The sequence below is a fragment of the Marivita sp. S0852 genome (assembly GCF_046591575.1).
GTDB lineage: Bacteria > Pseudomonadota > Alphaproteobacteria > Rhodobacterales > Rhodobacteraceae > Marivita.
The window spans coordinates 31,393-40,703 of record NZ_JBIQWA010000011.1; the positions used below are offsets into that span (position 1 = coordinate 31,393).

Consider the following 9,311-nt stretch of genomic DNA (forward strand, 5'->3'; position numbering starts at 1 on the left):
AAAGGAATGGCGATATGAACGCCAAGGAACTGCATGACAAGACACCGGATCAGCTCCGGGATGAGCTTGTGAACCTGAAGAAAGAGGCGTTTAACCTCCGCTTTCAGGCCGCCACCAGCCAGCTTGAGAACACTGCGCGCATTCGTGAAGTGCGCCGCAACGTGGCACGCGTGAACACCGTGCTGAACCAAAAGGCAGCCGCTGCTGCCAGCGACGCGTAAAAGGAGGCCAGATAGATGCCCAAACGTATCCTGTCCGGCACCGTCACATCGACAGCCAACGCCCAGACCGTGACTGTTTCTGTGGAACGCCGCTTCAAACACCCGGTGATGCAAAAGACGATCCGGAAGTCGAAGAAATATCGCGCCCATGACGAGGCCGAGAAATTCGCCGTTGGTGACACAGTCCGCATTCAGGAATGTGCGCCAAAGTCGAAGACCAAACGTTGGGAGGTTATCGCTGAGTAAGCGATAGCCTTTCGGCATTTACGAAACCCCCGGGCCAATGTCCAAAATAGGCGGTCCGGGACGTCGGGAGAAACACTATGATCCAGATGCAGACCAATCTGGATGTTGCTGATAACAGCGGCGCACGCCGTGTTCAGTGCATCAAGGTTCTGGGTGGGTCCAAGCGGAAATACGCTTCGGTGGGTGACATCATCGTAGTCTCCGTGAAGGAAGCCATCCCGCGCGGTCGCGTGAAAAAAGGGGACGTCCGCAAGGCCGTTGTCGTACGCACCGCCAAAGAAGTCCGTCGCGAAGACGGCACAGCCATCCGTTTTGACCGCAACGCCGCCGTGATCCTGAACAATGCAGGTGAGCCCATCGGCACGCGTATCTTTGGACCGGTTGTGCGTGAATTGCGTGCCAAGAACTTCATGAAGATTATCTCGCTTGCTCCGGAGGTGCTGTAATGGCTGCGAAACTCCGTAAAGGTGACAAGGTGATCGTGCTGGCCGGCAAAGACAAAGGCAAGCAGGGCACCATTGCGTCCGTTGACCCCAAGGCCAACAAGGCCGTGGTTGATGGCGTGAACATGGCGATCCGTCATGTCAAACAGTCGCAAACAACGCAGGGTGGTCGCACACCCAAGGCGATGCCGATTGATTTGAGCAATCTCGCGCTGATCGATGCCAATGGCAAAGCGACGCGTGTTGGCTTCAAGATGGACGGCGACAAGAAAGTGCGCTTTGCCAAGACAACAGGGGATGTGATCGATGCTTGATACCGCAAACTACACCCCGCGTCTCAAGACCGCGTTCAACGAGTCGATCAAGCCTGCTTTGAAAGAAGAGTTCGGCTACAAAAACGATCTCATGATCCCGCGTCTGGACAAGGTTGTTCTGAACATCGGCTGTGGTGCAGAGGCCGTTAAAGACAGCAAGAAAGCCAAAGCCGCGGTTGAGGATCTGACCAAGATCGCAGGCCAGCAGGCCGTGACAACCAAGGCAAAGAAATCCATCGCGGGTTTCCGTGTGCGTGAAGAGATGCCGCTGGGCGCGAAAGTGACCCTGCGTGGCGATCGCATGTACGACTTCCTCGACCGTTTGATCACAATCGCGATGCCGCGTATTCGTGACTTTCGCGGCGTGAAGCCGTCCTTTGATGGTCGTGGCAACTTTGCCATGGGCATGAAAGAGCACATCGTCTTCCCTGAAATCGACTTTGATAAAGTTGACGAAGTTTGGGGTCTGGACATCATCATCACGACAACCGCTCAGACCGATGCGGAAGCCAAGGCGCTGTTGAAGCATTTCAACATGCCCTTCAACGCCTGAGGAGACTGACCCATGGCGAAGAAAGCAATGATCGAACGCGAAAAGAAGCGTCAGAAGCTGGTGGAAAAATACGCCGCCAAGCGTGCTGAGCTGAAAGAGATCGCGAATGACGAAAGCAAGCCGATGGAAGAGCGTTTCAAAGCGCGTCTGAAGCTGGCGAAACTGCCACGGAACAGTGCACCCTCGCGTCTGCACAACCGTTGCCAGATCACCGGGCGTCCGCACGCCTATTACCGCAAACTCAAGGTCAGCCGTATCGCGCTTCGCGAACTTGCCAGCAATGGCAAGGCCCCCGGTATGGTCAAGTCAAGCTGGTAAGGAGGGCATAGTATGAACGATCCAATCGGCGATATGCTCACCCGTATCCGCAACGCACAAATGCGCGGTAAGTCCACCACTTCGACACCTGCGTCCAAAGCGCGGATGCGTGTTCTCGAAGTGATGGCGGACGAAGGCTATATCCGGGGTTTCGAGGAAACCAAGGATGAGCGCGGCCATCCCGCTTTTGAAATCAGCCTCAAATACTATGATGGCACCCCGGTGATCCGCGAGTTGAAGCGTGTCTCCAAGCCGGGCCGCCGTGTGTATCTGGGTGTGAACGATATCCCGCAGGTCCGTCAGGGTCTGGGTGTGTCTATCGTCTCCACATCCAAAGGCGTCATGACAGATGCAAACGCTCGCAGCCACAATGTTGGCGGCGAAGTGCTTTGCACTGTCTTCTAAGGAGGTCTGAATGTCTCGTATTGGTAAAAAACCGGTCGAGCTGCCCTCGGGAGTGACTGCTTCCTTGTCCGGCCAGACCATTGAAGTGAAAGGGCCGAAAGGCACCAAGAGCTTCACCGCAACCGACGATGTCACGATTTCGGTCAATGACAATGTCATCACAGTCGATCCGCGCGGCAAATCCAAGCGCGCCCGTCAGCAGTGGGGAATGTCCCGCACGATGGTCGCAAACCTGGTGCATGGCGTAACAGACACCTTCAAGAAAGAGCTTGAAATTCAGGGTGTTGGTTATCGTGCGCAGCTTCAGGGGAATGTTCTGAAGCTGAACCTGGGTCTGTCTCACGACGTCGATTTTCAAATTCCGGACGGTGTCACTGTGACCGTGCCCAAGCAGACAGAGATCGTGGTCGAAGGCCATGACGCTCAGCTTGTGGGGCAGGTGGCAGCAAACATTCGCGAGTGGCGCAGGCCAGAGCCCTACAAGGGCAAAGGCATCCGCTACAAAGGCGAATACATCTTCCAGAAAGAAGGCAAGAAGAAGTAAGGACGCAAGGACATGGCAAACAGTAAAAGACAGCTGTTCCAGAAACGCCGCCTGCGCGTTCGGAACAAACTTCGCAAGGTCAATGCAGGGCGCGTGCGCCTGAGCGTTCACCGCTCCAACAAGAACATCAGCGTTCAGTTGATCGACGATGTTCAGGGCGTGACGCTTGCATCGGCCTCGACCATGGAGAAAGACCTGGCCGGGAACAACACTGTCGAAGCGGCGACCAAGGTGGGTACGGCAATCGCCGAACGCGCCAAGAAGGCCGGCGTCGAAGAGGCGTATTTCGACCGTGGCGGTTTCCTCTTTCACGGCCGCGTAAAGGCACTGGCCGACGCAGCCCGCGAAGGTGGTCTGAAGATTTGATGGGGACGGTGCGTGCAAGCACGCACCCTACATCGAAACGAATACCGTAGGGTGCGTGATGTCACGCACCTTGCATTTGTGGAAGGCGTGTCCTTCCCGATGATCCGGGAGCGCCAAAAGCTCACCTGGATTGGACAACGGGCCAAGCGCCCACCAAGATAAAGGATGCCACTACATGGCAGAACGTGAAAACCGTCGGGGCAATCGCCGCGACCGCGAAGATCAAACCCCGGAATTCGCCGACCGCCTGGTCGCGATCAACCGGGTGTCCAAGACCGTCAAAGGTGGTAAGCGCTTTGGCTTCGCCGCCCTCGTCGTTGTCGGCGATCAAAAAGGCCGTGTTGGCTTTGGTAAGGGTAAAGCGAAAGAAGTGCCCGAAGCCATCCGCAAGGCAACCGAGCAAGCCAAGCGCAAGATGATCCGCGTGCCGCTGCGCGAAGGCCGCACGCTGCACCACGACATCGAAGGCCGTCATGGCGCGGGCAAAGTTGTGATGCGCACAGCCCCGACAGGTACTGGGATCATCGCCGGTGGTCCGATGCGCGCCGTGTTCGAAATGCTGGGCGTTCAGGACGTTGTCGCCAAGTCGATCGGCTCGCAGAACCCCTACAACATGATCCGCGCCACGCTGGACGGTCTGGGCAAAGAAGCCAGCCCGCGTTCCGTTGCGCAGCGTCGTGGTAAGAAAGTGGCTGACATCCTGCCCAAGCGTGATGACGCGCCGCAGGAAAGCGCCCAAGTCGCTGAGGAGGCCTGATCATTATGGCTAAGACAATCGTTGTTAAACAGATCGGCTCCCCGATCCGTCGCCCCGCCAAGCAGCGTCAGACGCTGATCGGTTTGGGCCTGAACAAGATGCACAAGACCCGTGAACTGGAAGACACCCCCGCCGTGCGCGGCATGGTGGCCAAGGTTTCACACATGGTCGAAATCATCGAAGAGCGCGGCTAAGCCACGTCTCAGAGAACGCGTCGCTCCCATATTGGGAGTGACCAACCAATCAAAAAAGAAACGCCGCGTTCACCCATTTCCGCTTCGGGGGTGCTTCCGGCAAAGGAGAAGCGATATGAAACTGCACGAACTGCACGACAATCCCGGCGCAACCAAGCGCAAAAAGCGCGTTGGCCGTGGCCCTGGCTCTGGCACGGGTAAAATGGGTGGCCGTGGTATCAAAGGTCAGAAATCCCGGTCAGGTGTGGCGATCAAGGGCTTTGAAGGCGGCCAGATGCCGCTCTATCAGCGCCTGCCAAAGCGTGGCTTCAACAAGCCGAACCGCAAGGCATTTGCCGTTGTGAACCTGGGCCTGATCCAGAAATTCGTTGACGCCGGCAAGCTGGATGCGGGCAGTGCGATTGACGAGGATGCGCTGATCGCCTCCGGTCTGGTGCGCCGCAAACTGGACGGTATTCGCGTGCTCGCCAAGGGTGACGTAACCGCAAAACTGAACCTCTCTGTCACCGGCGCGTCGAAATCGGCGGTCGAGGCGGTAGAGAAGGCTGGCGGGTCCCTGACGGTCACAACCGCGCAGGCCGCAGAATAAGAGGTTGTGAGCGGCGCCATCGCCGCTTACATACTCACAGAGCTTTCCAAACGCCGCCTGAGCCGGACCGCTCATGGCGGCGTTCATTATAAAAGAGACCCGCATGGTATCAGCAGCAGAACAAATGGCCGCGAACACAAGCTGGTCTGCGCTCGGTAAAGCGACCGATCTGCGCAACCGCATTCTGTTCACGCTTGGCCTTCTGATCGTTTACCGCATCGGCACCTTCATCCCCGTTCCGGGGATCGACGGCATTGCCCTGCGCGACTTCATGGAGCAAGCCCAACAAGGCATCGGTGGCATCCTGACGATGTTCACCGGTGGTGCTTTGGGGCGGATGGGCATCTTTGCCCTTGGGATCATGCCCTATATTTCGGCCTCGATCATCGTTCAGCTTCTGACCTCGATGGTGCCCTCGCTTGAGCAGCTCAAGAAAGAAGGCGAGGCGGGTCGCAAGAAAATCAGCCAATACACGCGCTACGGCACGGTCTTGCTGGCCACCTTCCAGGCCTACGGCCTTGCCGTGAGCCTTGAAGCGGGAGACCTTGTCACCGATCCGGGCTGGTTCTTCCGCGCCTCCTGCGTGATCACCCTTGTGGGCGGCACCATGTTCCTGATGTGGTTGGGGGAACAGATCACCGCGCGCGGTGTCGGCAACGGGATCTCGCTGATCATCTTTGTTGGGATCATCGCCGAGGTTCCCGCTGCCTTGGCCCAGTTCTTTGCCTCTGGCCGCTCGGGCGCGATCAGCCCTGCCGTGATCGTGGGGGTGATCCTCATGGTCATTGCGGTGATTATGTTCGTGGTCTTCATGGAGCGATCTCTGCGAAAAATCACGATCCAGTATCCCCGTCGCCAGATGGGCATGAAGATCGCCGAAGCGCAGAACAGTCACCTGCCGGTCAAGGTCAACCCATCGGGCGTGATCCCGGCGATCTTTGCGTCGTCGCTGCTGTTGTTGCCGACGACAATCAGCACGTTCAGTGGCCAGCAAACGGGTCCGGTGATGTCGACGATCCTGGCCTATTTTGGCCCGGGCCAGCCGCTGTATCTGTTGTTCTTCGGGGCGATGATCATCTTCTTCGCGTATTTCTACACCTTCAACGTGTCGTTCAAGGTGGACGATGTGGCGGACAACCTGAAAAACCAGAATGGCTTTGTGCCGGGCATCCGACCGGGCAAGAAAACGGCTGAGTATCTGGAATATGTGGTCAACCGTGTGCTTGTTCTCGGATCGGCCTACCTGACGGCGGTGTGTCTGTTGCCCGAGATCCTGCGCGGCCAGTTCGCCATCCCGTTTTACTTTGGCGGCACCTCTGTGCTGATTGTGGTCTCGGTGACAATGGACACGATCCAACAGGTTCAAAGCCACTTGCTTGCCCACCAGTACGAAGGTCTTATCCAGAAATCGCAACTGCGCGGTAAGGGCAAGGGACGCAAGAAACGTGGAGCACCGGCGCGCCGATGAACATTATACTATTGGGCCCGCCGGGAGCGGGCAAAGGAACGCAGGCGCGTTTCCTGTGCGAAGAACGTGACATGATCCAGCTGTCGACAGGTGACATGCTGCGGGAAGCCAAGGACAGCGGCACAGAGATGGGTCAGGTTGTGGCCGATGTCATGGCGCGTGGTGAATTGGTCACCGACGAGATCGTGATCGGGTTGATCCGAGAAAAACTACAGGGTGACAAGAAAGGTGGTTTCATCTTTGACGGCTTCCCCCGGACGCTGCATCAGGCGGATGCGCTGGCGGTGTTGTTGGCCGAAGAGGGCGAAACGCTGGATCATGTGATCGAGATGCAAGTCGATGACGACGCGCTGGTCGCCCGTATTACGGCCCGATCCACCTGCGCATCCTGCGGTGAGGTCTATAACGACATGACAAAGCCGATCCCGGATGACGGCAAATGCACCAACTGCGGCGGCACCGAGTTCAAGCGACGTGCAGACGATAACGAGGAAAGCCTGAAACAACGTTTGATGGAGTATTACAAAAAGACATCGCCGTTGCTTGGGTATTACTATGCCAAGGGACAGCTTTCGTCTGTCAACGGTCTGGGCGAGATCGCGGACGTGCGCGCGTCTATTGCCAAGGTTCTGGATTAGGGACCAAGGGCTTTGCAAAGCCCTTGTGCACGCGGTTTTGAAACCGCGTGCCCCGCGCTTCGAGGTGAATGTCGATGCGTCTTGACATGCCTGCTCCTCAAAGGCTTGACGCCCCCGCCAAACACTCCTAAACACCGCCATCTCTTATCGAGAATCACCGTCGCAGACCGGGTCGCACCCGCCTGCGGATCACCTGATCAGCTGGGGGCCCCAAGGATAAAACCGACGGGCCTTATGTTGTGAAAAAAGGGTCTGGCGTTACGGACCCGCAACGAAAAAGGAAGTCCTACGTGGCACGTATTGCTGGCGTGAACATTCCCACAGGGAAGCGTGTTCCAATCGCCCTCACCTACATCACCGGTATTGGCCATACCTCGGCAAAGGAAATTTGCGAGGCCGTCAAGATCGATCCGTCCCGTCGTGTAAACGAACTGTCTGACGCCGAAGTGCTCGCAGTGCGTGAACATATTGACGCCAACTACACTGTCGAAGGCGACCTGCGCCGCGAAGTGCAGATGAACGTCAAGCGCCTGATGGACCTTGGTTGCTACCGCGGCCTGCGTCATCGTCGCAACCTGCCCGTTCGCGGTCAGCGCACCCACACCAACGCACGTACCCGCAAAGGCCCCGCAAAGGCCATTGCCGGTAAGAAGAAGTAAGGGAGGGTCTGACAGATGGCACGTGATACCCGTCGCGGAGGCAAGAAAAAGGTCTCCAAGAACATCGCTGCTGGCGTTGCACATGTGAACTCCAGCTTCAACAACACCAAGATCCTGATCTCTGACGTGCAGGGCAACGCCATTTCGTGGTCGTCTGCCGGCACCATGGGCTTCAAAGGATCGCGCAAATCCACTCCTTATGCGGCCCAGTTGGCCGCAGAGGATGCGGGCAAGAAAGCGCAGGAACACGGTGTGAAGACACTGGAAGTGGAAGTGCAGGGCCCCGGTTCGGGTCGTGAATCCGCGCTCCGCGCGCTTGCGGCTGTTGGCTTCAACATCACGTCGATCCGCGACGTGACCCCAATCGCCCATAACGGCTGCCGCCCACCAAAGCGCCGCCGCGTCTAAGCGACACTGTTTTATCGGCATGGCCTCGCCCTCGGGTGGGGCCATGCTTTCGTCATTTTAACCTCGGGCGTCTTTGCCTTTAGGACATGGGGCAAAGACTGGAATGGAGGGACGCATGATCCATAAAAACTGGGCAGAACTGATCAAGCCAACACAGCTTGACGTCAAACCGGGTGCAGATCCGTCGCGTGTGGCCACGGCTGTGGCCGAACCGCTTGAGCGTGGCTTTGGTCTGACCCTTGGCAACGCGCTGCGCCGTGTGTTGCTGTCGTCGCTGCAAGGGGCCGCGATCACATCCGTACAGATCGACAACGTCCTGCACGAATTTTCCAGCGTTGCTGGCGTGCGCGAAGACGTGACCGACATTGTTCTGAACCTCAAGGGCGTCGCCCTGCGCATGGAGGTCGAAGGCCCCAAGCGCGTGTCGATCAATGCCAAAGGTCCTGGCGTTGTGACGGCAGGCGACATCTCGGAAACCAACGGCATCGAAGTGCTGAACCGCGACCATGTGATCTGCCACCTTGACGACGGTGCGGACCTCTATATGGAACTGACGGTCAACACCGGCAAAGGCTACGTCTCTGCCGACAAGAACAAGCCGGAAGATGCGCCCATCGGCCTGATGCCGATCGACGCGATCTACTCGCCGGTCAAGAAAGTGTCCTACGACGTGCAGCCGACCCGCGAAGGTCAGGTGCTCGACTATGACAAGCTGACCATGAAGGTCGAAACAGACGGCTCTGTCACACCAGAAGACGCCATCGCGTTTGCCGCGCGTATCCTGCAGGATCAGCTGTCCGTCTTCGTGAACTTCGATGAGCCGGAAAGCGCGCGTCCGCAGGACGACGATGATGGTCTGGAATTCAACCCGCTTCTTCTCAAGAAAGTGGACGAGTTGGAACTGTCGGTCCGTTCGGCGAACTGCCTGAAGAACGACAACATCGTCTATATCGGCGATCTCATCCAGAAAACCGAAGCCGAGATGCTCCGCACCCCGAACTTTGGTCGCAAGTCGCTGAACGAGATCAAGGAAGTGCTGTCCGGCATGGGCCTGCACCTTGGCATGGACGTCGAAGACTGGCCGCCAGACAACATCGAAGACCTGGCGAAAAAGCTGGAAGACAACTTTTAAGACCCCGTAGGGTGCGTGATGTCACGCACCTTGCACCCCGGGCACCCGCCCCAAGG

The 9,311-nt window shown here is 57.6% G+C and carries 17 protein-coding genes; all 17 read left to right on the forward strand.

What is annotated here, in order from left to right; translation table 11 throughout:
- Positions 1-14: 14 nt before the first annotated feature.
- The 17 genes from rpmC to ACG74X_RS18300 all read left to right on the forward strand — a co-directional run bounded on the left by rpmC (position 15) and on the right by ACG74X_RS18300 (position 9,255).
- The gene (gene rpmC / locus ACG74X_RS18220; RefSeq protein WP_411236625.1) at positions 15-221 is read left to right on the forward strand and encodes a 50S ribosomal protein L29; all 207 of its coding nucleotides are present in this window, start codon (positions 15-17) and stop codon (positions 219-221) included.
- A gap of 15 nt (positions 222-236) precedes the next feature.
- Positions 237-467: a 30S ribosomal protein S17 gene (rpsQ, locus tag ACG74X_RS18225; protein ID WP_411236626.1), complete on the forward strand. Its 231-nt coding sequence runs from the start codon at positions 237-239 to the stop codon at positions 465-467.
- 77 nt (positions 468-544) lie between these two features.
- Entirely contained in the window at positions 545-913 is a 369-nt protein-coding gene (gene rplN / locus ACG74X_RS18230; RefSeq protein ID WP_138845646.1) for a 50S ribosomal protein L14, read from the forward strand.
- Positions 913-1,224: a 50S ribosomal protein L24 gene (gene rplX / locus ACG74X_RS18235; protein WP_411236628.1), complete on the forward strand. Its 312-nt coding sequence runs from the start codon at positions 913-915 to the stop codon at positions 1,222-1,224. Before rplN ends, rplX begins: the two co-directional genes overlap by 1 nt.
- Positions 1,217-1,777, forward strand: a complete 561-nt coding sequence (gene rplE, locus ACG74X_RS18240) for a 50S ribosomal protein L5 (RefSeq protein WP_411236630.1) — start codon at positions 1,217-1,219, stop codon at positions 1,775-1,777. The genes rplX and rplE overlap by 8 nt, the downstream gene beginning before the upstream one ends.
- A 12-nt stretch (positions 1,778-1,789) precedes the next feature.
- Positions 1,790-2,095, forward strand: a complete 306-nt coding sequence (gene rpsN, locus ACG74X_RS18245; protein ID WP_411236631.1) for a 30S ribosomal protein S14 — start codon at positions 1,790-1,792, stop codon at positions 2,093-2,095.
- Positions 2,096-2,107: 12 nt separating this feature from the next.
- The gene (rpsH, locus tag ACG74X_RS18250; RefSeq protein WP_411236632.1) at positions 2,108-2,500 is read left to right on the forward strand and encodes a 30S ribosomal protein S8; all 393 of its coding nucleotides are present in this window, start codon (positions 2,108-2,110) and stop codon (positions 2,498-2,500) included.
- 10 nt (positions 2,501-2,510) lie between these two features.
- Complete coding sequence (gene rplF, locus ACG74X_RS18255) at positions 2,511-3,044, forward strand: 50S ribosomal protein L6 (RefSeq protein ID WP_411236634.1); 534 nt, start codon at positions 2,511-2,513, stop codon at positions 3,042-3,044.
- 12 nt (positions 3,045-3,056) lie between these two features.
- Complete coding sequence (gene rplR / locus ACG74X_RS18260) at positions 3,057-3,410, forward strand: 50S ribosomal protein L18 (protein WP_411236635.1); 354 nt, start codon at positions 3,057-3,059, stop codon at positions 3,408-3,410.
- Between the two features lie 175 nt (positions 3,411-3,585).
- Complete coding sequence (rpsE, locus tag ACG74X_RS18265) at positions 3,586-4,167, forward strand: 30S ribosomal protein S5 (protein WP_411236636.1); 582 nt, start codon at positions 3,586-3,588, stop codon at positions 4,165-4,167.
- Between the two features lie 5 nt (positions 4,168-4,172).
- Positions 4,173-4,361: a 50S ribosomal protein L30 gene (rpmD, locus tag ACG74X_RS18270; RefSeq protein WP_247086376.1), complete on the forward strand. Its 189-nt coding sequence runs from the start codon at positions 4,173-4,175 to the stop codon at positions 4,359-4,361.
- Positions 4,362-4,476: 115 nt separating this feature from the next.
- Positions 4,477-4,950, forward strand: a complete 474-nt coding sequence (rplO, locus tag ACG74X_RS18275) for a 50S ribosomal protein L15 (RefSeq protein WP_411236637.1) — start codon at positions 4,477-4,479, stop codon at positions 4,948-4,950.
- 103 nt (positions 4,951-5,053) lie between these two features.
- Complete coding sequence (gene secY / locus ACG74X_RS18280) at positions 5,054-6,418, forward strand: preprotein translocase subunit SecY (protein WP_411236638.1); 1,365 nt, start codon at positions 5,054-5,056, stop codon at positions 6,416-6,418.
- Positions 6,415-7,056 carry an adenylate kinase gene (locus ACG74X_RS18285; RefSeq protein WP_411236639.1) on the forward strand — a complete coding sequence of 214 codons (642 nt, stop codon included), beginning with the start codon at positions 6,415-6,417 and terminating at the stop codon, positions 7,054-7,056. The genes secY and ACG74X_RS18285 overlap by 4 nt, the downstream gene beginning before the upstream one ends.
- Before the next feature lie 290 nt (positions 7,057-7,346).
- Positions 7,347-7,715 (forward strand): 30S ribosomal protein S13, encoded by a 369-nt coding sequence (gene rpsM, locus ACG74X_RS18290; RefSeq protein ID WP_411236640.1) that lies wholly within the window; start codon positions 7,347-7,349, stop codon positions 7,713-7,715.
- 15 nt (positions 7,716-7,730) lie between these two features.
- The gene (gene rpsK, locus ACG74X_RS18295) at positions 7,731-8,123 is read left to right on the forward strand and encodes a 30S ribosomal protein S11 (protein WP_076696689.1); all 393 of its coding nucleotides are present in this window, start codon (positions 7,731-7,733) and stop codon (positions 8,121-8,123) included.
- A gap of 115 nt (positions 8,124-8,238) precedes the next feature.
- On the forward strand, positions 8,239-9,255 hold the full coding sequence (locus ACG74X_RS18300) for a DNA-directed RNA polymerase subunit alpha (RefSeq protein ID WP_411236641.1): 1,017 nt from the start codon (positions 8,239-8,241) through the stop codon (positions 9,253-9,255).
- The last annotated feature ends 56 nt before the right edge of the window (positions 9,256-9,311 follow it).

Coding starts and splice junctions, on each gene's coding strand:
- rpmC (WP_411236625.1), top strand. CDS start 15: ATGAACGCCAAGGAACTGCATGACAAGACACCGGATCAGCTCCGGGAT.
- rplO (WP_411236637.1), top strand. CDS start 4,477: ATGAAACTGCACGAACTGCACGACAATCCCGGCGCAACCAAGCGCAAA.
- rplN (WP_138845646.1), top strand. CDS start 545: ATGATCCAGATGCAGACCAATCTGGATGTTGCTGATAACAGCGGCGCA.
- rpsH (WP_411236632.1), top strand. CDS start 2,108: ATGAACGATCCAATCGGCGATATGCTCACCCGTATCCGCAACGCACAA.
- rplE (WP_411236630.1), top strand. CDS start 1,217: ATGCTTGATACCGCAAACTACACCCCGCGTCTCAAGACCGCGTTCAAC.
- rplX (WP_411236628.1), top strand. CDS start 913: ATGGCTGCGAAACTCCGTAAAGGTGACAAGGTGATCGTGCTGGCCGGC.
- rpsN (WP_411236631.1), top strand. CDS start 1,790: ATGGCGAAGAAAGCAATGATCGAACGCGAAAAGAAGCGTCAGAAGCTG.
- ACG74X_RS18300 (WP_411236641.1), top strand. CDS start 8,239: ATGATCCATAAAAACTGGGCAGAACTGATCAAGCCAACACAGCTTGAC.
- ACG74X_RS18285 (WP_411236639.1), top strand. CDS start 6,415: ATGAACATTATACTATTGGGCCCGCCGGGAGCGGGCAAAGGAACGCAG.
- secY (WP_411236638.1), top strand. CDS start 5,054: ATGGTATCAGCAGCAGAACAAATGGCCGCGAACACAAGCTGGTCTGCG.
- rpsK (WP_076696689.1), top strand. CDS start 7,731: ATGGCACGTGATACCCGTCGCGGAGGCAAGAAAAAGGTCTCCAAGAAC.
- rpmD (WP_247086376.1), top strand. CDS start 4,173: ATGGCTAAGACAATCGTTGTTAAACAGATCGGCTCCCCGATCCGTCGC.
- rpsQ (WP_411236626.1), top strand. CDS start 237: ATGCCCAAACGTATCCTGTCCGGCACCGTCACATCGACAGCCAACGCC.
- rplF (WP_411236634.1), top strand. CDS start 2,511: ATGTCTCGTATTGGTAAAAAACCGGTCGAGCTGCCCTCGGGAGTGACT.
- rpsE (WP_411236636.1), top strand. CDS start 3,586: ATGGCAGAACGTGAAAACCGTCGGGGCAATCGCCGCGACCGCGAAGAT.
- rplR (WP_411236635.1), top strand. CDS start 3,057: ATGGCAAACAGTAAAAGACAGCTGTTCCAGAAACGCCGCCTGCGCGTT.